This is a genomic window from Ramlibacter sp. MAHUQ-53, assembly GCF_052600055.1.
In genome coordinates this window covers 167,297-187,870 of record NZ_JBQWTS010000006.1, presented here as the reverse complement: position 1 = coordinate 187,870, position 20,574 = coordinate 167,297, and the positions used below count along the sequence as shown (strand labels likewise).

General features: G+C 71.2%; 17 protein-coding genes and 1 riboswitch. Of the genes, 7 read left to right on the top strand and 10 right to left on the bottom strand.

Annotated elements, in window-relative coordinates; all coding sequences use genetic code 11:
* Positions 1-20: 20 nt before the first annotated feature.
* Genes styD through ACT80S_RS11300 form a run of 3 tightly spaced genes read right to left on the bottom strand, consistent with a single transcriptional unit; the run spans position 21 to position 3,087 of the window.
* On the bottom strand, positions 21-1,502 hold the full coding sequence (gene styD, locus ACT80S_RS11310) for a phenylacetaldehyde dehydrogenase StyD (protein WP_377415754.1): 1,482 nt from the start codon (positions 1,500-1,502) through the stop codon (positions 21-23).
* A 36-nt stretch (positions 1,503-1,538) separates the two neighbouring features.
* The gene (locus ACT80S_RS11305; protein WP_377415752.1) at positions 1,539-2,555 is read right to left on the bottom strand and encodes a fumarylacetoacetate hydrolase family protein; all 1,017 of its coding nucleotides are present in this window, start codon (positions 2,553-2,555) and stop codon (positions 1,539-1,541) included.
* 4 nt (positions 2,556-2,559) lie between these two features.
* Complete coding sequence (locus ACT80S_RS11300; protein ID WP_377415750.1) at positions 2,560-3,087, bottom strand: VOC family protein; 528 nt, start codon at positions 3,085-3,087, stop codon at positions 2,560-2,562.
* A 146-nt stretch (positions 3,088-3,233) separates the two neighbouring features.
* Here ACT80S_RS11300 and ACT80S_RS11295 point away from each other — a divergent pair, with 146 nt between their 5' ends.
* The 5 genes from ACT80S_RS11295 (at position 3,234) to ACT80S_RS11275 (ending at position 8,193) form a co-directional block, all read left to right on the top strand.
* Entirely contained in the window at positions 3,234-3,989 is a 756-nt protein-coding gene (locus ACT80S_RS11295) for a helix-turn-helix transcriptional regulator (protein WP_377415749.1), read from the top strand.
* Between the two features lie 104 nt (positions 3,990-4,093).
* A complete protein-coding gene (locus ACT80S_RS11290) occupies positions 4,094-5,755 on the top strand; it encodes an FAD-dependent oxidoreductase (RefSeq protein ID WP_377415748.1) in 1,662 nt (553 codons plus the stop codon).
* A 7-nt stretch (positions 5,756-5,762) separates the two neighbouring features.
* Positions 5,763-5,975 carry a DUF2783 domain-containing protein gene (locus tag ACT80S_RS11285; protein ID WP_377415747.1) on the top strand — a complete coding sequence of 71 codons (213 nt, stop codon included), beginning with the start codon at positions 5,763-5,765 and terminating at the stop codon, positions 5,973-5,975.
* Between the two features lie 3 nt (positions 5,976-5,978).
* On the top strand, positions 5,979-6,932 hold the full coding sequence (locus ACT80S_RS11280) for an MBL fold metallo-hydrolase (protein ID WP_377415745.1): 954 nt from the start codon (positions 5,979-5,981) through the stop codon (positions 6,930-6,932).
* A 46-nt stretch (positions 6,933-6,978) separates the two neighbouring features.
* Positions 6,979-8,193, top strand: coding sequence for an MFS transporter (locus ACT80S_RS11275; RefSeq protein ID WP_377415743.1), 1,215 nt, complete (start codon positions 6,979-6,981; stop codon positions 8,191-8,193).
* Here ACT80S_RS11275 and ACT80S_RS11270 read toward each other — a convergent pair.
* The 6 genes from ACT80S_RS11270 to metH all read right to left on the bottom strand — a co-directional run bounded on the left by ACT80S_RS11270 (position 8,190) and on the right by metH (position 16,128).
* Positions 8,190-8,747 carry a VOC family protein gene (locus tag ACT80S_RS11270; protein ID WP_377415741.1) on the bottom strand — a complete coding sequence of 186 codons (558 nt, stop codon included), beginning with the start codon at positions 8,745-8,747 and terminating at the stop codon, positions 8,190-8,192. The two genes, ACT80S_RS11275 and ACT80S_RS11270, sit on opposite strands and share 4 nt — an antisense overlap.
* On the bottom strand, positions 8,744-9,928 hold the full coding sequence (locus ACT80S_RS11265; protein WP_377415740.1) for an alpha/beta hydrolase family protein: 1,185 nt from the start codon (positions 9,926-9,928) through the stop codon (positions 8,744-8,746). The genes ACT80S_RS11270 and ACT80S_RS11265 overlap by 4 nt, the downstream gene beginning before the upstream one ends.
* Before the next feature lies 1 nt (position 9,929).
* Complete coding sequence (gene mhpA, locus ACT80S_RS11260; RefSeq protein WP_377415738.1) at positions 9,930-11,432, bottom strand: bifunctional 3-(3-hydroxy-phenyl)propionate/3-hydroxycinnamic acid hydroxylase MhpA; 1,503 nt, start codon at positions 11,430-11,432, stop codon at positions 9,930-9,932.
* A gap of 26 nt (positions 11,433-11,458) precedes the next feature.
* Positions 11,459-12,394, bottom strand: a complete 936-nt coding sequence (locus ACT80S_RS11255) for a tripartite tricarboxylate transporter substrate binding protein (protein WP_377415737.1) — start codon at positions 12,392-12,394, stop codon at positions 11,459-11,461.
* A 148-nt stretch (positions 12,395-12,542) separates the two neighbouring features.
* Entirely contained in the window at positions 12,543-13,304 is a 762-nt protein-coding gene (locus tag ACT80S_RS11250) for an IclR family transcriptional regulator (protein WP_377415735.1), read from the bottom strand.
* 127 nt (positions 13,305-13,431) lie between these two features.
* Positions 13,432-16,128 (bottom strand): methionine synthase, encoded by a 2,697-nt coding sequence (gene metH, locus ACT80S_RS11245; RefSeq protein WP_377415733.1) that lies wholly within the window; start codon positions 16,126-16,128, stop codon positions 13,432-13,434.
* Positions 16,129-16,201: 73 nt separating this feature from the next.
* A riboswitch (S-adenosyl-L-homocysteine riboswitch) is annotated at positions 16,202-16,273 on the bottom strand.
* A 94-nt stretch (positions 16,274-16,367) separates the two neighbouring features.
* On the opposite strand from metH, the gene ACT80S_RS11240 reads away from it, so the two are divergent.
* Positions 16,368-17,507 carry a hypothetical protein gene (locus ACT80S_RS11240; protein WP_377415732.1) on the top strand — a complete coding sequence of 380 codons (1,140 nt, stop codon included), beginning with the start codon at positions 16,368-16,370 and terminating at the stop codon, positions 17,505-17,507.
* Between the two features lie 21 nt (positions 17,508-17,528).
* Here ACT80S_RS11240 and ACT80S_RS11235 read toward each other — a convergent pair whose 3' ends face one another.
* The gene (locus tag ACT80S_RS11235; protein WP_377415730.1) at positions 17,529-18,578 is read right to left on the bottom strand and encodes a homocysteine S-methyltransferase family protein; all 1,050 of its coding nucleotides are present in this window, start codon (positions 18,576-18,578) and stop codon (positions 17,529-17,531) included.
* A gap of 93 nt (positions 18,579-18,671) precedes the next feature.
* Between ACT80S_RS11235 and recQ the strand changes: the two genes are divergently transcribed.
* A complete protein-coding gene (gene recQ / locus ACT80S_RS11230) occupies positions 18,672-20,549 on the top strand; it encodes a DNA helicase RecQ (protein ID WP_377415728.1) in 1,878 nt (625 codons plus the stop codon).
* Positions 20,550-20,574: the final 25 nt, after the last annotated feature.

Sequence of the window (20,574 nt, the reverse complement as noted above, 5' to 3'; positions counted from 1 at the left end):
TAGTACGGGATGGGTGGGATTCAGTAGGCGATGCAGACCGACTTGAGCTCGGTGTAGGCCTCGATGGCGCTGCGGCCATGCTCGCGGCCGACCCCGGAGGCCTTGAAGCCGCCGAAGGGCATGTGGGGGTCGACCATGTTGTGGGTGTTGACCCAGACGGTGCCCGCCTCCAGCGCGTCGATCGCGCGCTGCGCCTTCTGGAGGTGGTGGGTCCAGACGCTGGCGCCCAGGCCGTAGGCGCTGGCATTGGCCTGCTGCAGCACCTCGTCCAGGTCGGTGAAGGGCATGGCCACCAGGACCGGACCGAAGACCTCCTCGCGCACCAGCGTGAGGTCCTTGCCGGCGGTGTTGGCCACCACGGTGGGACGCACGAAGTAGCCCGGGCCGTCGCCGCGGCGGCCGCCGGCGACGACCTCGCCGCCCTCGGCGGCGGCGGTGCCGATCAGGCCCATCACCCGGTCGCGGTGGCGCGCCGAGACCATCGGTCCCATCTGCGCGTTCGCATCGAAGCCGCCGCCCAGCACCGTGGCATCGGCCGCCTGCGCGAGGCCGGCCACCACCTTCTCGTACAGCGGCTTGGCGACGTACAGGCGCGAGCCGGCGGTGCAGACCTGGCCATGGTTGAAGAAGATGGCGCCGGCCGCGCCGGCCACGGCGGTCTCGACGTCCATGTCGTCCAGGACGATCACCGGGCTCTTGCCGCCGAGCTCCAGCGCGACGCGGCGGATGTCGCGGCCGCACTGCGCGCCGATCAGGCGCCCGACCTCGGTGGAGCCGGTGAACGAGACCTTGTCCACGCCGGGGTGGCGCACCAGGGCGGCGCCGGCGGTCTCGCCGTCGCCGGTGACCACGTTCAGCACGCCGGGCGGGAACCCCGCCTCCAGGGCCAGTTCGGCCAGGCGCAGCGCGGTCAGCGGCGTCTCCTCCGCGGGCTTGAGGACCACGGTGCAGCCGCAGGCCAGGGCCGGCGCAATCTTCCACACGGCCATCGCCAGCGGGAAGTTCCACGGCACGATGGCGCCGACCACGCCGACCGGCACGCGCTGGGTCGAGGCGCGGTACTTCGTGCCGGGCGGGAAGGGAATCGAGACCTCGAAGGTGCTGCCCTCGATCTTGGTGGCCCAGCCCGCCATGTACCGCAGCCACTGCGCGCTGCCGCCCACCTCGATGGCCTGGCTCCAGGGCAGCAGCTTGCCCTGGTTCAGGGTCTCCAGCCGGGCGAGTTCGTCGCCGTGTGCCTCGACCAGGTCAGCCAGCTTGTGGATCAGGCGCTCGCGGGCGTAGGGCGTGAGGCCCCTCCACTGCGGCGACACCAGCGCCCGGCGCGCCGCCTGGACGGCGCGGTCGACATCGCGCTCGCTCGCCTGGGGCACGCGCGCGATCACCTCGCCGGTGGCGGGATTGAACACCTCGAAGGTGGCGCCGCTGTCAGCGGCGGCCCACGCGCCGTCGATCAGCATCTGGTCGCGCAAGGGAGGCACCGCGGGATGGGGAGCATTCATGGTGTGGCCTGTCGGAACGGGAGTCGGGAACGGGTATCAGCGCGCGACGCGCACCTGCACGCGGTGGTCGATCGCGCCGAAGACGCTGCGCCCGTCGTCGAGCGCCTCGATGCGCACGCGGTCGCCGTGGCGCAGGTAGGGCCGCAGCCGGTCGTCCGGCACGCCGGCCAGCGTGGCGCGCACGCGGGCCTCGGTGATGCAGGCGCTGCCGGTGCGCTCGTCGGCGTTGGAGATGGTGCCGCCGCCGACGATGGTGCCGGCCGCCAGCGAGCGGGTGCGGCACAGGTGCTCGATCACGCGGCCGAAGTCGAACACCACCTCCTCGCCCGCGTTGGGCGCGCCGAACCACTCGCCGTTGATGTGGACCTGCACCGGCAGGTGCAGCGTGGCGTTGCGCCAGGCGGCGCCGAGGGCGGCGGGCGTGACGGCCAGCGGCGCGAAATGCGTCGCCGGCTTGCTCTGGTAGAAGCCGAAACCGCGCGAGACCTCGCCCGGGATCAGCCCGCGCAGGGACACGTCATTGATCAGGACGACCAGCGCGATGTGGTCCACCGCCTCGGCCGCCCGGGTGCCCATGGGGACGTCGGTGGTGATCACGCCGATCTCGGCCTCGAGGTCGATGCCATGGGCCTCGTCCACCGCCTCCAGCGGGTCGCAGGGCCCGAGCATCACGTCGGAGCCGCCCTGGTAGACCAGGGGCTCGTCTTCGTAGCGCGGCGGGATCGGCTCGCGGCGCCACTGGTAGATCAGGCGCGCGTGGTTGCGGTAGCAGGAGGCGTCGGCCCACTGGTAGGCGCGCGGCAGCGGCGCCATGCAGGCGGCCGGGTCGAAGGCCTGCGCGCCGGGCCAGCCCGCGGCGTCCAGGCGCGCCTGCTCGGCGGCGAGCCGGGGGGCGGCGGTGGCCCAGTCGTCGAGGGCGGCCTGCAGGTGCGCCGCGATGTGGGGCACGGCGAGGCAACGGCGCTGGCCGGCGTCCACCAGCACCAGGCGGCCGTCGCGGCTGCCATCGCGCAGGGACGCCAGGCGCAGCGAGAGGGAGGTGTCGTGAGCCATGGGGTCAGCGTCCCTGCTTGTCCCGGGTCCAGCGCGCGAGCTGCTCGTGCGCGCTGCGGGCGTAGCCGTCGACCGTGGCCGCCGAGGCGACCTCGGTGGTCAGCTCCAGGCGGATGCCGTTGGGGTCGAAGAAGTAGATGGAGTGGATGTAGTCGTCGTGGTTGGTGACCCCGAGCACCGCCACGCCGTGGGCCAGCAGGCGCTGGCGCATGGCCTCCAGGTCCTGCGGGCCGTCCACCCGCAGGGCGATGTGGTTCACCCAGGCCGGCGTGTTGGGCGAGGGCTGGGCGGCCTGGCCGTCGCCGAGGTCGAAGAACGCGATGCACGAGCCGTCGCGCATGCGGAAGAAGATGTGCACGTAGGGGCAGTACTCGCCGGTGCTCGGCACGTGGTCCTTCTGGATCACGTGCACCAGCGGCAGGCCCAGCAGGTCCTCGTAGAAACGGCGCGTCTCCTCGGCATCGCGGCAACGCCATGCGAAGTGATGCAGTCCGTGCACCGGGCGGGGCTCGGTGGCGTGGGCGGTGGCCATGGGGCTTGTCTCCTGTCGCGGCGGATTCTTCCCCTGCCCCCGGGCGGCGTCTGTCCTGTCGAACAACGACAGCACTTTCTTCTCAATGGAAAGTACCAATCCCGCAGGGGGCCGCGCGGGCCGGCGCCTGCACGGACAATGTCCGCATGAAGACGATCTCCCTGTCCGGCGATTGCGCATCGCCTGTGGCGAGCGCGATGTGGGGCGTGGTCGAAGCCATCGGCGACGAGCATTTCGTGCCGTCGCTCCTGGGCTTTTGCCGCGAGGCCGTCGGGGCCAGCGACTGCTCCCTCTTCGTGCATGCGGGCGCGGCGCCGGTCCGCATCGGCACGGCCCGCCTGCCCGGGCTGGAGGCCCACAGCGTGGGCGAGTGCTATGTGCGCGACGGCTTCTACCGCGTGGACCCGACGGCGCGCGTCGTCGAGCACGCCCGGGACGATCTCCTGCTCAATTGCCTGAGCCGCGAGGAGCTGCCCGACCACCAGTGGGCCCGCAGCTACGAGGACATCGGCCTGGCCGAGCGGCTGTCGCTGATCGTCGCGGTCGATGGCGGATGGGGCGTCCTCAACGCCTACCGGCCGTCGATCTGCGACGTGCCCCTGGAAGGCGCGCTCGCGGCCTTCGGCGGCCAGGCGCGGCTGGTGGCGTCGGCGCTGCGGCGGCACCTCGCGCTGGCCGCCCCCGCGGTGGCGGCATCGCCCGGGCCGGACGGGCGCTTCGCCCTGCTGTCCCCGCGCGAACGCCAGGTGGTCGACGCCATCCTGGACGGCCGCAGCGCCAAGGAGTGCGCCCGCGACATGGGCCTGAGCCCCACCAGCGTGGCCACCTACCGCCAGCGCGCCTTCGAGAAGCTGGGCATCCAGCGCCAGCGCCAGCTGTTCCAGTTGCGCGGCGTGCACTGAGGCGGCCGCACCTGTCGTTGTCCGACAGGACAGACGCGGCAGCGGCGCGCCGGTAACTTCCATGGCCTGAAGGAGTCCGCATGCGGACCCGGGAGACACAGACCATGGAGACAAGCACCCACTACCGCCTGCCGGAGTTCGAGTTCGTGCCGCCGCCCGAGCTGGCGCCCGGCGCCGGCGGGCAGCAACGTAAGCGGCACTCCCTCGTCATCGTCGGCGCCGGCCTGGCCGGCCTCACGCTGGCGGCCGACCTGGCCTCGCGCGGCGTCGCCTGCACCGTGCTGGACGAGGACAACACCGTGGGCGTGCGCGGCGCCTCCAGCCGCGGCATCGCCTACATGCAGAAGACGCTGGAGATCATGGCGCGCGTGGGCATCTACGAGCGCATCGCCGCCAAGGGCACGCGCTGGTCGGTGGGCAAGGTGCTGTCCGGGCCGGACGTGCTGTACGAGTTCGACTTCCAGCCCGCCAGCGTGTCGCTGCAGCCGCCCTTCGTGAATATCCAGCAGTTCTACCTGGAGTGGTACCTGGTCGACCGCCTCCTCGAGCTGGGACTGACGGACCTGCGCTGGAAGAACAAGGTCACCGGCGCGCGCAACCTCGACGACCGCGTCGAGCTGGACGTGCAGACGCCCGCGGGCGCCTACACGCTGGAGGCCGACTGGGTGGTCGACGCCGAGGGGGTGAACAGCGCGGTGCGCCAGCTGCTGCAGCTGCGCGAGCACACCGAGCGCGGCCTGGACCGCTGGTGCATCACCGACGTGAAGTTCACCCACAAGCGCCTGAACGAGCGCTGGACCTGGGTCGAGGCGCCCTTCAACGACAACCGCGGCGTGTGGCAGCACCTGATGGCCGACCAGGTCTGGCGCCTGGACTTCCAGATGGCGCCGGACGCCGACCCGGCCTACGTGAGCCGCCACGACGTGGCCCGCGAGCGCGTGCGCGCCATGCTGGGGCCGGACGTGGACTTCGAGATCGTCTGGGTCGGCGCCTATTCCTACCGCACCATGCTGATGGAGCGTTTCCGCCATGGCCGCCTGGTCTTCATCGGCGACGCCGCCCATGCCAAGAGCCCGTTCGGCGCGCGCGGCGGCAACTCCGGCATCGCCGACGCCGACAACCTGGGCTGGAAGCTGCAGCTGCTGCTGCAGGGACGCGCCGGCCCCGAGATCCTCGACACCTACCACCTCGAGCGGCACCGCGCGGCGCAGGAGAACATCCGCATCACCAGCCGCTCGGGCCGGTTCATGCAGCCGCGTTCGCCGATGGAGTTCACGCTGCGCCAGGCGGTGGTGCAACTGGCCCGCGAGCAGTACGCCTTCGCCCGCGGCCTGGTGAACACCGGCCGGATGATGTCCTCGCACCACTACGGCGGGCTGCCGACCGTGGGCCCGGGGCCGCAGGACGGCCGGCTGATTCCCAACGTGCCGCTGCGCGCGGGCGGCCGCGACCTGGGCCTGGTGGACGTGCTGCGCGAGACGGGCTGCGAACACGCCGCCTTCGTCTTCCCCGCGGCTGGCTCCGCGCCCGCCCTGGGCGCGCTGGCCGCCGCCACCGACGGCCTGCCGGTGCGCCTGTGGGTCGTGGGCCGCGACGTCGAGGACCCGCAGGGCCTGCTCGCCGCCCAGGCCGGCACCGCGCCCGGCGGCATCGCCCTGGTGCGGCCCGACGGCCACCTGGCCACCGCGCTGGCCCGCCACGACGGCGCGGCCCTGGCCGCCGCCGTGCGCCGCAGCCTCGGCCAATCCCTTCCCGTGACCTCCTGAGGCCTCCATGCAAGCCGACCTCTCCACCTCGCGGCTGTCCGACCCGGACGGCTTCTACGCCGCGCTCGTCGCCGCCCACGAAGGCCTGGGCGACGGCGACAGCGCCCTGCTCAATGCGCGCCTCGTGATGCTGCTGGCCAACCAGGTCGGCGATGCCGCCACGCTGCAGGCCTGCATCGACGCGGCCGCCGCCCCCCTTCGCAACCCCCGGCCCGCCTGAACCATGACCACCGTCTCCTTCGCCTCCGCCGCCGACAGCCGCCAGCAGACTGCACGCCTGGTGCAGCTGTCCGACAACGCCTGGGCCTATGCGTCCGACTACGACCCCAACTGCGGCTTCATCGTCGGCCCGGACAGCGTGCTGGCCATCGACACGCGCGCCACGCCGGCGATGGCGCGCGACTTCCTGGCGGCGATCCGCAGCGTGACGCCGCTGCCGGTGCGCCATGTGTTCCTGACCCACTACCACGCGGTGCGCGTGCTGGGCGCCAGCGCCTTCGAGGGCGCGACGGTGATCGCCAGCGACGGCACCCAGGCCTGGATCCGCGAGCGCGGGCAGGCCGACTACGACAGCGAGCGGGGCCGCTTCCCGCGGCTGTTCCAGGGCCACGAGCAGATCCCCGGGCTGACCCACCCCCACATCACCTTCGGCGACCGCCTCACGCTGTGGCTGGGGGACCTGGAGGTGCAGCTGCTGCACGTGGGCCGCGGCCACTCGCGCGGCGACAGCGTGGCCTGGATCCCCTCGCAGCAGGTGCTGTTCGCCGGCGACCTGGTGGAGAACCAGTGCGCGGTGTATGCGGGCGACGGCTACATCCGCGAATGGTCGTCGACGCTGTCGCAGCTGGAGGCCCTCGCCCCGCGCGCGCTGATGCCGGGTCGCGGCGCGCCCCTGATGGAGGCCGCCGGCGCGCGCACGGCCATCGCCGCCACGCGCGGCTTCCTCGACGACCTGTGGGCCTGCGTGGCCGAGGCCCACGGCCGCGGCTGCAGCCGGCGCGAGACCTACGAGGCCGCGCTGGCCGCCATGCGGCCGAAGTACGGCCAGTGGCCGGTGTTCCAGCACGTGATGCCGTTCGACGTGTGCCGCGCCCTCGAGGAGCTGGCCGGCGGCGGCGAGCCCTCGATCTGGACCGACGCGCGCGACCGCGAACTCTGGAACGAACTGAACGGGTGACACCCCCGGGCATGCCGGCCCCACCGTGCGTGGAAGAATCACGCGCATGAGCCTGTCCCCGCCCAGCGACCGCTACGACCGCCGCGTGGTCGGTTGGCTGTCGCTGGGGCAGCTGGTCACCTGGGGGAGCGTCTTCTATGGCTTCTCGCTGCTGATGGAGCCGGTGGAACGCGAGCTGGGCCTGGGCCGCGCCCAGAGCTCGCTGGCCTTCAGCCTGGCGCTGCTGGTGGAGGGCGCGCTGGCCTACCCGGTGGGCCGATGGATCGACCGCGGGCACGAGCGGCTGGTCATGGCCGGGGGCTCGCTGGTGGTGGCCGCAGGCCTGGGGCTGCATGCCTTCGTCAGCGGCATCGCCTCGTTCTACGCGGTGTGGATGCTGCTCGGGGCGGGACTGTCGGCCACGCTCTACCCGCCGGTGTTCGCGGTGGTCACGCGCCGCTACCCGCAGGATTTCCGGCGGGCCATCATCACCCTCACCTTCCTGGGCGGGCTGGCGAGCACGGTGTTCATTCCCCTGACCGCCTGGCTGGTCGACACGCTGGGGTGGCGCGGCGCGGCCGGCGTGCTGGCGCTGCTGCACCTGGGCCTGTGCGTGCCGCTGCATGCGTGGGTGCTGGCCCGGGGCGTACCGCCGCCGGCGCCGCCCCATCCCGCGCATGCGCCGCACGAGGCGCCGGGCCGCCTCATGCGCGGCGCGCCCTTCCTGCTGGTGGCGGTGTTCACCGTGGGCATGATGGGCGTGGCCGCGGCGCTGCCCGCGCACATGGTGAGCCTGCTGCGCGAGGCCGGCCTGCCGGCGGCGTGGGTGGTGGGCGTGCCGGCGAGCGTGGGCGTGATCCAGGTGCTGGGGCGGGCCCTGCTCTATGTCTCGGACCAGCGCTTCGACCCGCACCTGGCGAACCGGCTGGTGCCGCTGCTGATCCCCCTGGGTCTGGCCACCCTGCTCGCCTGCCTGGCCGCTGGCGGTTCGTTCACGCTGGCCCTGGTGTTCATCGGAGTGTACGGCCTGGGCAACGGGATGATCACCATCGTCAAGGGCACGGCCATCGCGCAGTACGTGAGCCGCGCCCACGTGGCCACGCTCAATGGCGCGCTGGGCCTGCCGATCGCGCTGGCGCGGGCGCTGGCACCGTGGCTGATGGGGTTGCTGTGGACGCCCGCGGGGGGCTACACCGCGGGCCTGTGGGTGATGCTGGGAGCCAGCCTGCTGGCGGCGCTGGCGCTGTGGGGGGCGCAGCGGCTGGCGCGGCAGGCTGCCTAGGACTCCAGCCCCATGCGGCGCGCCATCTCGCGCCGCCACTCGCTGCGGGGACGGAAGCCGGGCAGGGTGCGCGCGTGGCGCTCGGCCCAGGCCATCAACTCGTCGGGTGGCAATTCGATCGGAGCCGGCACGCGACAGGGCTGCGTGACGTACCAGGGCGTGTCGACATAGAGCTCGACGCGGTTGCCCTCCGGGTCGCGGAAGTAGACCGACAGGGCATTGCCATGGGTGACCGGAAGGATCTCGGCCGCCCCGGCTTCCTGCAACCGGCCGTGGAACTGCTGCAGCGTCGCCAGCGAGTCGGCCTTGAGCGAGACCTGGTTGATCACGTTGAACGGGACCTGCGCGGGCCGCCCCGAGATCAGCACGATCTGGTGGTGTTCGTCCGGGTCACGGCTGAGGAACACGAGTTGCATCGGACCCTGCGGGCCCTCGAGCAGGCCGCGGTCGGTCTCGGTGAATTCGAGGACGCGGGTGTAGAAGTCGGCCTGCCGCTCGAGGTCGGTGACGAAGAAGCCGACATGGCTGAAGGTGAGGCCGGGACGCTGGCTCATGGGTGGCTCCGGGAGGCGGCGGGTGCGAGCTGGTGCGCGAACCAGCCGGCGATCACGCCATTGCGTTCGGCCGCGTGGTTGTAGAGGCAGTGCCCGCCCTCGGGCCAGGCCTCGAGCGTCGCCGCGTCGGCGCCACGCCGTGCGACGAGGCGGTGCATCTCCTCGTCGGTCACCAGCGGGTCCTGGCCGCCATGCAGGCACAGCAACGAGGCACGCATGCGGCGGGCCGCCTGCGTGAGGTCGACGGCGTCGAAGAAGGCGGCAACCTCGGCCTCGCCGACGCCGACGCCAGCGCCAGCGCCAGCGCCAGCGCCAGCGCCCAGCATCCGGCCGAACCGCTGGAGGACGCGCGGAAACTTCTGCAGGCCCCGCAGGAGCTGGTCCGAGCTGCCGTTGCTGCAGCAGGCCCGGATGCGGTCGTCGGCCGCGGCGGCGGCCAGTGTCAGGGCGCCGCCGGCGCTGTGGCCGGCGACCCCGAGGCGCTGCGGATCCGCTCCGCGTTCGACCAGCGCGTCGAGCGTGGCCGAGACCAGTCGGGTGAAATCGGGCTGCAGGAAGGAGCCGTGACGCAGCCGCGCGAGCCCCTGGCCCGGCAGCTCGAGCAGGCACACCGACAGACCACGCTCGAGGTAGGCGGACACGCCGGCGTGGAAAGCCTCGCACCAGCCGTCGGCGCCGCCCCAGACCACTACCGCGGGACCGCCCGACGACAGCGTGGCGGCGGGAAACAGCCACGCCGCGTGCGAGGCCCCGTGGTGCCGGACCTCGAAGTAGTCGCTGCCGGTCCCTGGCGCCGGCCGCAGGGCAGCGCGGAACAGGCGAGCCTGGCGCTCGTAGACCGCCAGGCGCTGCGCGGGTTCCTCCTCGAGGCTCGCCTGGGCCACCCGGCAGCAGGCCGCGGCGTGCAGGAGGTAGCGCGTAGCGGTCGCCGACTGGCCGGCGCTCGCAGCCGCCTCGGCCCGCACCTCGTTGTCGTCCGCCAGCAGGCGGGCGACATCGGGCCAGGCGTGGCCGGCCTCGACGCGGCGGCGCAGCTTCAGCACGTCTTCGAGGGCGCAGCCGTAATCGACCATGCGCTCGATGGAATACGCGCGCAGCATGGCCTGGTCCAGCTCACGGTCAGGACTGGGCGGCGGCGATGCCGCGAGGAAACTGTCGACGTGCAGCGGGGCGCCCGGCATCTCAGGCCAGCGCCACGGGCAAGGCGTCGAGGACGGCCTGCAGCTGCGCGCCGTCCTGGATCGTCGCGTGGACATAGCGGTCGGGTCGCAACAGGAGGGCAGGCGCGCCGTAGGGCGCCAGGGTCTCGGCCTGGCCGGCCGGCAGGGTCACCACGCGCAGGCCGCCGCAGGCCACTTGACGCCGGGCCGCGTCGGCGTGGCTGCGCACGAAGTCCTCGGTGGCCACCAGAGCGAAGGCGTGGCCGATGCGGTCGTCCATCAGCACGCCGTGCAGGCGCGGCTGCACGAATTGGCGGCCCAGGCCACCCTGCCCGTGGTCATCGCGCAGGCCCGGGCCGAGCGCGGGGTTGGGCGGCGCATAGGCCTTGGGGTTGGCGCGCATGTCCTGGGCACGGGCGGCGAGCGCGACGGGGTCGGCCATCTGGATCAACGTGCCCGCCTCGACCGCCCCCCGGATGAAGGCGCGCACATGGGGCACGCGCTCGGTCTCGTAGGTCGCCAGCAGGTCCTCGCTGGCACGCCCCTGGCAGACGGCGGCCAGCTTCCAGGCCAGGTTGGCGGCATCCCGGATGCCGGCGCACATGCCCTGGCCGAGGAAAGGCGGGGTGCGGTGGGCCGAGTCGCCGGCGAGCAGCAGCCGGCCCTTTCGCCACTGGTTCGCGATCAGGGATTCGAAGGTATAGACCACGGCCCGCGTGATCTCGCCATCCTCACGCCGGATCGGGCGTACCGAGTTCTCGATGAAGTCCCAGACGACGTTCTCTCGCGTGATGCGGGTGACGTCGTCGCCGGGCATGACCATGAGCTCCCAGCGCAGCTTCCCGCCGGACGTGCTGCTCGCGAAGCTCGGGCGGGCCGGGTTGCAGTGCTGCGTGCTCACGGGCTCCAGGCCCAGGTCGCGGGATGTCTGGACATCCACCACGAGCCACCGTTGCTTGAAGCCCAGGTCCTCATGCTCGGAACCGATGGTGCGGCGCACGAGCGAGCGGGCCCCGTCGCAGCCGACCACGTAGCGGCCACGCAGGCTGACGAGGCGGGCGTTGGCGGTGTCCTCGGCGCGCACGACGACATGGTCCCCCCGCTCCTCGAGCGCGTAGACATCATGCAGGAGGAAGGACTTCGCGCGCGGCGAGCCGGCGAGCCGGGCGCGCAGGATGCGCTCGAGGTCGGGCTGGTGGAACATGTAGTCGCTCACCCAGCCCGAGGGCCCCTTGGCCCCCCCGCGCTTCCACTCCATCAGCAACTGGCCGTCGGCGTCGACGAAGCGCATGCCCGTGGTGATGCCGCATTGCGGCTCCATCTCGTCGGCGACGCCGATGCTTTGCAGGACCCGCATGATCTCGGCGTCGAAGTGGCCAGCGCGCGCGAGGTGGTAGACGCTGGCCTCGCGCTCGAGGATGGCGACCGACAGGCCCTGCTGCACCAGCAGGTTGGCGAGCGTGGCGCCAACAGGGCCATACCCGACGATGACGACGTCGAACAGGCCGGAATCGTGGGGATCCATGGGGCGGTCCTGACAGGCGATGTCTGTCAGTCGAGTTTGATGTTGAGGTCCGTGATCAGCTTGCGATAGAGGTCCTGCTCGCCGCGGATCTGGTCGGCGAAGGGTGCACCGGCCAGGTAGGCTGACTGCACGCCGGCGGGCAGCCGGGTGCGCAGCTCGGGCCGGGCCGCGGCGTTGCGCAGGGCCGTCGACAGGCGCGCGGTGAGGGCTGGGGGCACGTTCTTCGGCGCGAAGATGCCGAACCAGCCGGCCTGGTCGTAGGCGATCTTCAGGTCACGGGTGGTGGGCACCTCGGGCAGGTCCGGCAGGCGGGCGTCACCGACCACGGCCAGGGCCCGCGCGGTGCCGGCCTTGACGTGGGCGATGTTGGCGGGCTCGGAGTACACGTCGATACGGCCCGCCAGGAAGTCCTGGAGGGCCGGGCCCATGCCCTTGTAGGGAACATGCAGCAGCTTGAAGCCCGCCGTCGATTGCAGCGCCTCCATGCCCATGTGCAGCAAGGTGCCCTCGCCGGGCGAGGCGTAGCTGTACTTGCCGGGGTTCTGCCTGGCCAGCGCCACGAACTCGGCCCAGGTCTTCGCCGGGAAGCCGCTGGACACGGCGACCACCAGGTTGATGGTGGCGATGCGCGCCACGGGGGTGAAGTCCGAAGGCGCGTAGGGCGCCTTCCGCACGAAGGGGGTGATCGACATCATCGCGGTGGTGCCGAGCAGGAAGGTCGTCTGGCTGTTGCTCCGCGCCACCGCGTCGGCGGCGATGAAGCCGGCGGCGCCGGGCTTGTTGTCCACGACGATGGGGACCTTCAGTTCCTGGGAGGCCGCCTCGGCCACGGCACGGGCAGTCGCGTCGAGTGCATCACCCGGCGGGAAAGGCACGACCAGGGTCAGGGGGCTGTCCGATTGGGCCTGGGCAGAGAGCGCGAGGCCCAGCAGGGCCGCGGCAGCAAAGGATCGACGCTTCATGGGGGTGTCTCCTAGGAGAAGGGGAGACTGTGCGACGCCAATCATTTATTTGCAATATATGGGAAACCCTCAGTCTTTGACGCCAAGCCCAATCATTAGACTGGGTTGCGTTTTCAACATTTTTGCCGCCATTTGAAAATTCAATAAATCATAGGCGAACGTCACCGCGCAGGGGCTCGAGCGCGGCGCTCAAAGCGTCCGACGCGAGGCGCATCTGCTCGAGCAGCCCTTCGCGGCTCAACACCTTGGCCCGGGCGCTGGAGAACACCAGGCTCACGCTGCCAACCACGGAGCCATCGGCCATCACGGGCACGCCCAGCCCATGGAGGCCGGGATCGAGTTCGCCGTGGCTCTCGCTGAAGCCCTGGCGACGCAGGGCCTGCATGTGCCGCCAGAACGCGAGCCAGTCCTCGCCCAGCCCGCTGGCGGCGATCTCGGCCTGGCGGGCCGCATGGATCTTCAGCAACTGCGCCCGGCTCATGAAGGGGAGGATGGATTTGGCGACCGCGCCGCGGAACAGGGGGTGCTGCCGGCCGCGGGTGTACGAAACGTTCAGGGACTCGACGCCGGGGACATGCAGCACGTTGATGATGTGGGAGCCGTAGACGTTGGACAGCAAGGCGTCGCAGCCGGTGGTCTGGGCCAGGCGCTGCAGGATCGGCAGGCCCACCTTGCCCACCGGGTCGGAGGTGCGCATCACGTACTCGAGCTCGATCACGCGCGGCCCGAGGACATACATGCCCCCGGTCAGGCGGGTCAGTAGGCCGGCTGCCGAGAGTTCGCGGATGTAGCGGTAGCCGCTCGAGGTGGAAAGCTGCAGGTGCTCGCAAATGGCATCCGCCGTCCAGTTCGCGTGCCCCTCGTCGAACAACTCGAGGATCGAGAGCATCTTGCTGAGGCTGGTGGCCATGGCGGTCGGCGGGCGTCGGGCACCGGCACATCCCGGCTGGGCAAGTCTAGCAACCTGACCCGACGGCTCTCTGCGAGGCCGGCACCGCGTCGTGCCGCGGGCCGCGGCCTCCAGCGGCACGGCAGCCTCAGAGATTCGGCGCCAGCAGCCGCTCGAGCTGCGCCACCTCCTCGCCGCGGCGGCGGGCCAGGTCCTGCACCTGGTCGTCGCCGATCTTGCCGACGTTGAAGTAGGTGGCCTGCGGGTGGGCCAGGTAGAAGCCGCTCACGCTGGCGGCCGGCGTCATCGCCAGGCTCTCGGTCAGCCCCATGCCGATTTCCTGCGCCTGCAGCAGCTCGAACATGCCGCGCTTGGCGCTGTGGTCGGGGCAGGCCGGGTAGCCGGGCGCGGGACGGATGCCGCGGTACTTCTCGCCGATCAGGTCCTCGTTGGACAGCGCCTCGTCCGCCGCATAGCCCCACAGGTCCTTGCGCACGCGCTCGTGCAGGCACTCGGCGAAGGCCTCGGCCAGACGGTCGGCCAGGGCCTTGAGCATGATCGCGGAGTAGTCGTCGTGGTCGTCGAGGAAGTACTGCTCCTTCTTGTCCACGCCGATGCCGGCGGTCACGGCGAAGACGCCCACGTAGTCCTTCGCCACGCCCTTGGGCGCGACGAAGTCGGCCAGGCAGCGGCTCGGGCGCATCACGCCGTCCACCGCCTGCTTCTCGGCCTGCTGGCGCAGGCCGTACCAGGTCATGGCCACCTGCGAGCGCGACTCGTCGGTGTACAGCTCGATGTCGTCGTCGTTCACGGTGTTGGCAGGCCACAGCCCCATGACCGCATTGGCGGTGAGCCAGCGGCCCTCGATCAGGCGCTTGAGCATGCGCTGGCCGTCGGCGTAGACACGCACGGCCTCGGTCCCCACGACCTCGTCCTTCAGGATCGCGGGGAACGGCCCGGCCAGGTCCCAGGTCTGGAAGAACGGGCCCCAGTCGATGTACTTCGCGAGCTCGGCGAGGTCGAAGTTGCGGAACACACGCCGGCCGATGAACTTCGGCTGCGGCGGGGTGTAGGCCGACCAGTCGATCGGCGTCTTGTTCGCGCGCGCCTTGTCCAGCGGCCACAGCGGCGCCTGCTTCTTGCCGGCGTGCTGCTGGCGCACCTTCTCGTAGTCGGCGTTCACCTCGTCGATGTACTTGGCCGCCTGCTCGGACAGCAGGCTGGTGGCCACGCTCACGCTGCGCGAGGCATCGGGCACGTAGACCACCGGGCCCTCGTAGTGGGGCGCGATCTTCACCGCCGTATGCACGCGGCTGCAGGTGGCGCCGCCAATGAGCAGCGGGATCTTGCGCAGGCGGAAGTGCTCGTCCTTCTGCATCTCGGCGGCGACGTACTGCATCTCCTCCAGCGAGGGCGTGATCAGGCCCGACAGGCCGATGATGTCCGCGCCCTCGACCTTGGCCCGCGCCAGGATCTCGTGGCAGGGGACCATCACGCCCATGTTCACCACCTCGAAGTTGTTGCACTGCAGGACCACGGTGACGATGTTCTTGCCGATGTCGTGCACGTCGCCCTTGACGGTGGCGATGACGATCTTGCCCTTGGCCTTGACGTCCTCGCCGGCCGCCTCCTGCTGGCGCTTCTCCTCCTCGATGTAGGGGATCAGGTGGGCCACCGCCTGCTTCATCACGCGGGCGGACTTCACCACCTGGGGCAGGAACATCTTGCCCTGGCCGAACAGGTCACCCACGATGTTCATGCCGTCCATCAGCGGGCCTTCGATCACGTGCAGCGGGCGGCCGCCCTGGGCCAGCACGTTGCGGTAGGCCTCCTCGGTGTCCCCGGTGATGAAGTCGGTGATGCCGTGCACCAGCGCATGCGACAGGCGCTGTTCCACCGTGCCGTTGCGCCACTCGTTGCGCTTGCTGTCGTCCTTGGCCGCGCCCTTGGCCTGCTCGGCGATCTCCACCAGGCGCTCGCCGGCGTCGGGCCGGCGATTGAGCACCACGTCCTCCACGCGCTCGCGCAGGGTGGGCTCCACCTCGTCGTAGACGCCGACCATGCCGGCGTTGACGATGCCCATGTCCATGCCCGCCTGGATGGCGTGGTACAGGAACACGGTGTGGATCGCCTCGCGCACCGGGTCGTTGCCGCGGAAGGAGAAGCTCACGTTGGACACGCCGCCCGAGACCTTGGCGCCGGGCAGGTGCTGCTTGATCCAGCGGGTGGCCTCGATGAAGTCGACCGCGTAGTTGTCATGCTCCTCGATGCCGGTGGCGATCGCGAAGATGTTGGGGTCGAAGATGATGTCCTCGGGCGGGAAGTCGAGTTCGTCCACCAGCAGCCGGTAAGCCCGCTCGCAGATCTCGATCTTGCGCTGGTAGGTGTCGGCCTGGCCCTTCTCGTCGAAGGCCATCACCACGGCGGCGGCGCCATAGCGCTTGATCAGCTTGGCCTGGTGGCGGAACGGGGCCTCGCCTTCCTTCAGGCTGATCGAGTTGACGATGGCCTTGCCCTGGATGCAGCGCAGGCCGGCCTCGATCACCTCCCACTTGGAGCTGTCCACCATGATCGGCACGCGGGCGATGTCGGGCTCGCTGGCGACCAGGTTCAGGAAGCGCACCATCGCCGCCTGGCTGTCCAGCATGGCCTCGTCCATGTTGATGTCGATCACCTGGGCGCCGTTCTCCACCTGCTGGCGGGCCACGGCCAGGGCCTCCTCGAACTGGCCGTTCAGGATCAGGCGGGCGAAGGCCTTGGAGCCGGTGACGTTGGTGCGCTCGCCGATGTTGACGAACAGCGTCTTCTCGCCGACCAGCACGGGTTCGAGGCCCGCGAGGCGCATGGGAGGGACGGGAAGGGTGTCGGGATGGGGAGCGTCGGTCTGCATGTGGACTCACCTGGCGGGGAAACACGGGGCTAGGTGAGCGCGGTTGGATTCCTCAAGCCTGACGCCGGGCGGGCCCGGCGCTGCAGCGCTCCTTGAGTGGACCGGCATTTTACCGGCTGCGCCGCGGGCGGGACAGGGCAGGCAACTCGACCGGAGTGGTTGTTACGGACCGGTCTTGCCCGCAGGAACCCGCCATGTTCAAGACCACCAGCCAACGCTTCCTCGCCCCCACCCTGGTCCACGCCGCCCAAGTGGCGACGCCCCGGGCCGCCAGCTCGTCGTCCTCGCTGACCTCGCTCAACTACGCCCTGTGCAGCCGCCTGTCTGACCTCGACCCCCACCACCCCTCGGCCCACCGGGCCGATTCGATCGAGCGCCTGCACGAGGAGTTCGCCGAGTCCCTGGCGGAGGAGTGGCGGGCCCTGGGGTCGCAGGCCCGCTCCGGCCTTTCGCCCGAGGAGCAGGACACCCTGCGCCTGAACCGCACCATCAACGCCAACCTCTCGACGACGCTGGAACACGCGCCCCGGCTGCTGCGGGCCTTCACCCCCGATGCCGACCCCGACGTGCCGGGCCACGCCGCGCTGAAATCCGAGTCGGGCAAGGTGTTCTCCCGCATGGTGCAGCACCCCACCCGTCGGGCGCAGGCCATGGTCTATGCCGCGGCCACCCGTTCGGGTGACCACAAGGCCCTGGGCATCCTGCTGCCCACCCCGCAGGAGCGCCGCGAGGTCGAGCGCATGCGCGAGCAGGCCGGCGACCGCGGGCTGGACCTGCGCACCGTGGTCCAGCTCCGCGACTACGCCCACTTCGCCACCGGCTCCTTCAACTTCTACCGGGCGGCCTCCATCCTGAAGACGATGCATGCCACCTTGGACGTGGCCCTGCTGGTGGAGGACGTGACGGCGCCGTTCACCGAGGCCATCGAGCGCCTGTGGGCCTTCCCCGACGCCCGCGTGACGGGCGACGACGTGCACAAGGGGTGGGTGGGCACCAAGGCCCTGCCGCTGGCACCCGGCACCGGATTCGAATTCAGCCGCCCCATCTCGGCCACGGTGCGGGCGGAGGGCAGCTACGTGCTGCGGGTCACGCCCGACTTGCGCAGCTACAACGTGCACCTGGTCATGCGCGGCGGTGAGGGCCAGCGGGTCAAGGCCGTCCACTTCAGCCTCTACAACGCGCTGTCCACGGTGCACGAGGGCGAGGTCATGGTGCTGCCGAACCAGCGCTTCGTGGTGAAGTCGGCCACCGAGGAGGACGTGCGGGACGGCCAGTCCCTGCAGCCGGTCACCCGCTGCATCGCGCAGAAGGTGGGCGAGCCCCACGTGCTGTGAGGCCCGCGCCGCGCCCGTGCCTTACGCGGCGTCCCTGTAGAAGAAGTCCTTGCGCACGCTGCGAGCGGCCAGCGGCGCGACGGCCTGGCCGATGGCGGCGATGTGCTCCGGCGTGGTGCCGCAGCAGCCGCCGACGATGTTGATCAGCCCCTCGGCCGCGAACTCCCGCAGCAGGCGTGCCGTGACCTCGGGGGTCTCGTCGAAGCCGGTCTCGCTCATGGGGTTGGGCAGGCCGGCGTTGGGGTAGCAGCTGATGTAGGTGTCGCCGGCCACCTTGGCCAGCTCCTGGATGTAGGGGCGCATCAGGGCCGCGCCCAGCGCGCAGTTCAGGCCCACGGCCAGCGGCTTCGCATGGCGCACCGAGTACCAGAAGGCGGTGACGGTCTGGCCGCTGAGGATGCGGCCGGAGGCGTCGGTCACCGTGCCGCTGATGATGATCGGCAGGCGCTCGCCCGATTGCTCGAAGTACTCGTCGATCGCGAACAGGGCAGCCTTGGCGTTCAGCGTGTCGAAGATGGTCTCGACCAGGATCAGGTCCACCCCGCCCTCCACCAGCGCCTGCACCTGCTCGAAGTAGGCGGCGCGCAGCTGCTCGAAGGTGACGTTGCGCGCGCCCGGGTCGTTGACGTCGGGGCTGATGCTGGCAGTGCGCGGCGTGGGGCCGAGGGCGCCGGCGACGAAGCGCGGCTTGTCCGGGGTGGAGAACTTGTCGGCGGCCTCGCGGGCCACCTTCGCGGAGGCCAGGTTCAGCTCGCGCGCCAGGTGGCCGAGCTCGTAATCGTCCTGGGCGATGGAGGTGGCGCCGAAGGTGTTGGTCTCGATCAGGTCCGCGCCGGCGGCCAGGAAGCCCTCGTGGATGTCGCGGATCACGTCCGGGCGGGTCAGGCTCAGGAGCTCGCCGTTGTTCTTCACGTCCACGCCGTGGTCGGCGAAGCGCTCGCCGCGCACCTGTTCCTCGGTCAGGCGCAGGCGCTGGATCATCGTGCCCATGGCACCGTCGATGAGGGCGATGCGCTGGGCGAGGATGCCGGGCAGGGCCTGGCCGCGGGTGTAGGCGATGGGGGAGCTCATGATCCCCGTGATTGTAGGAACTGGCAGGGTCCGGCGCGGGGCCGGGGGATCCGATGACACACCCCCGGGCGTTGCGACGACAATTCCCGGATCTTGTCCGCTCTCCTGAATTCCCCCGCCTCCGCCCCCCTCGCCGTGCTGCGCGAGGTGTTCGGCTACGAGCAGTTCCGCGGCCCGCAGGCCGCCATCATCGACCACGTCAGCGCCGGCGGCGATGCCCTGGTCCTCATGCCCACCGGCGGCGGCAAGTCGCTGTGCTACCAGGTGCCCGCCATCGTGCGCCAGCGCGCCGGGCACGGCGTGACGATCGTCGTCTCGCCCCTGATCGCGCTGATGCACGACCAGGTCGGCGCCCTGCACGAGGCCGGCGTGGAGGCCGCTTTCCTCAACTCCACCCTCAGCGGCGAGGAGGCCAGCGCGGTCGAGCGGCGCATGCTGCGCGGCGAAATCACCCTGCTGTATGCGGCGCCCGAGCGCGTGACCACGCCGCGCTTCCTGGCGCAGCTGGACTCGCTGCACGAGCGCGGGCTGCTGTCGCTCTTCGCGATCGACGAGGCGCACTGCGTGAGCCAGTGGGGCCACGATTTCCGCCCGGAATACCGCGCCCTCACCGTGCTGCACGAACGCTATGCCGGCGTGCCGCGCATCGCCCTCACCGCCACGGCCGACGCGCTCACGCGGCAGGACATCGTCGAGCGCCTGCAGCTCGAGGAGGCGCGCCAGTTCGTCTCCAGCTTCGACCGGCCGAACATCTCCTACACCATCGTCGAGAAGAAGGACCCGTCGCTGCAGCTGCTGCGCTTCATCGAGAACGAGCATGCGGGCGAGGCGGGCGTCGTCTACTGCCAGTCGCGCAAGCGGGTCGAGGACACCGCGGCCTCGCTCAAGGAGCAGGGCATCAACGCCCTGCCCTACCACGCCGGCCTCGATGCCGAGGTGCGCCAGCGCCACCAGGACCGCTTCCTGCGCGAGGACGGCATCGTGATGGTCGCCACCATCGCCTTCGGCATGGGCATCGACAAGCCCGACGTGCGCTTCGTCGCCCACCTGGACATGCCCAAGAACATCGAGGGCTACTACCAGGAGACCGGCCGCGCGGGGCGCGACGGACTGCCCGCCGCCGCCTGGATGGCCTACGGCCTGCAGGACGTGGTGAACCAGCGCCGCATGATCGACGAGAGCCCCGCCGGCGAGGAGTTCAAGCAGGTCATGCGCGGCAAGCTCGATGCCCTGCTCGCCCTGGCGGAGGCCACCGACTGCCGCCGCGTGCGGCTGCTCGGGTACTTCGGCGAGGCCAGCCAGCCCTGCGGCAACTGCGACAACTGCCTGAACCCGCCCCAGGTCTGGGACGGCACCGACGCCGCGCGCAAGCTGCTGTCCACCATCTACCGCGTGCAGCAGCTCAGTGGCATCAGCTTCGGCGCCGGCCACGTCATGGACATCCTGCGCGGCAAGGCGACGGAGAAGGTCAAGCAGTTCGGCCACGAGCAGGTCTCGACCTTCGGCATCGGCGCGGAGTTCAGCGAGGCGCAGCTGCGCGGCGTGCTGCGCCAGCTGATCGCCGTCGGCGCGCTGTCGGTCGATGCCTCGGCCTTCAACACCCTGCAGCTCACCGAGGGCTCGCGCGCGGTGCTGCGCGGTGAGCAGCAGGTCATGCTGCGCGAGGCCGTGGCCGCGCCCGCCTCGCGGGGCCGCCGCACCGCCACGGCCAAGCCCGCGGCGGCGGCGGTGGTCGCGGGGCTCACCGAGGCCGGCCAGGCGCGCTTCGCCGCCCTGCGGGCCTGGCGGGCCGAGGTGGCGCGGGCGCACAACCTGCCGGCCTACGTGGTGTTCCAGGACGCCACGCTCGCCGCCATCGCCGCGCAGGACCCGCACAGCCTGGACGACCTGCAGGGCATCAGCGGCCTGGGCGCCAAGAAGCTCGAGGCCTACGGCGAGGAAGTGCTGCGGGTGGTGGCCGGGGTGCGCTGAGGCCGGCGGGCGGGCCCGGCCGCGC

What these genes read in the sequence shown, in the direction of transcription:
- ACT80S_RS11290 (WP_377415748.1), top strand. Translation starts at nt 4,094, where the DNA reads ATGGAGACAAGCACCCACTACCGCCTGCCGGAGTTCGAGTTCGTGCCG.
- ACT80S_RS11285 (WP_377415747.1), top strand. Translation starts at nt 5,763, where the DNA reads ATGCAAGCCGACCTCTCCACCTCGCGGCTGTCCGACCCGGACGGCTTC.
- ACT80S_RS11255 (WP_377415737.1), bottom strand. Translation starts at nt 12,394, where the DNA reads ATGAAGCGTCGATCCTTTGCTGCCGCGGCCCTGCTGGGCCTCGCGCTC.
- ACT80S_RS11240 (WP_377415732.1), top strand. Translation starts at nt 16,368, where the DNA reads ATGTTCAAGACCACCAGCCAACGCTTCCTCGCCCCCACCCTGGTCCAC.
- ACT80S_RS11305 (WP_377415752.1), bottom strand. Translation starts at nt 2,555, where the DNA reads ATGGCTCACGACACCTCCCTCTCGCTGCGCCTGGCGTCCCTGCGCGAT.
- ACT80S_RS11300 (WP_377415750.1), bottom strand. Translation starts at nt 3,087, where the DNA reads ATGGCCACCGCCCACGCCACCGAGCCCCGCCCGGTGCACGGACTGCAT.
- ACT80S_RS11265 (WP_377415740.1), bottom strand. Translation starts at nt 9,928, where the DNA reads ATGCCGGGCGCCCCGCTGCACGTCGACAGTTTCCTCGCGGCATCGCCG.
- ACT80S_RS11235 (WP_377415730.1), bottom strand. Translation starts at nt 18,578, where the DNA reads ATGAGCTCCCCCATCGCCTACACCCGCGGCCAGGCCCTGCCCGGCATC.
- metH (WP_377415733.1), bottom strand. Translation starts at nt 16,128, where the DNA reads ATGCGCCTCGCGGGCCTCGAACCCGTGCTGGTCGGCGAGAAGACGCTG.
- mhpA (WP_377415738.1), bottom strand. Translation starts at nt 11,432, where the DNA reads ATGGATCCCCACGATTCCGGCCTGTTCGACGTCGTCATCGTCGGGTAT.
- ACT80S_RS11275 (WP_377415743.1), top strand. Translation starts at nt 6,979, where the DNA reads ATGAGCCTGTCCCCGCCCAGCGACCGCTACGACCGCCGCGTGGTCGGT.
- styD (WP_377415754.1), bottom strand. Translation starts at nt 1,502, where the DNA reads ATGAATGCTCCCCATCCCGCGGTGCCTCCCTTGCGCGACCAGATGCTG.
- ACT80S_RS11270 (WP_377415741.1), bottom strand. Translation starts at nt 8,747, where the DNA reads ATGAGCCAGCGTCCCGGCCTCACCTTCAGCCATGTCGGCTTCTTCGTC.
- ACT80S_RS11250 (WP_377415735.1), bottom strand. Translation starts at nt 13,304, where the DNA reads ATGGCCACCAGCCTCAGCAAGATGCTCTCGATCCTCGAGTTGTTCGAC.
- ACT80S_RS11295 (WP_377415749.1), top strand. Translation starts at nt 3,234, where the DNA reads ATGAAGACGATCTCCCTGTCCGGCGATTGCGCATCGCCTGTGGCGAGC.
- ACT80S_RS11280 (WP_377415745.1), top strand. Translation starts at nt 5,979, where the DNA reads ATGACCACCGTCTCCTTCGCCTCCGCCGCCGACAGCCGCCAGCAGACT.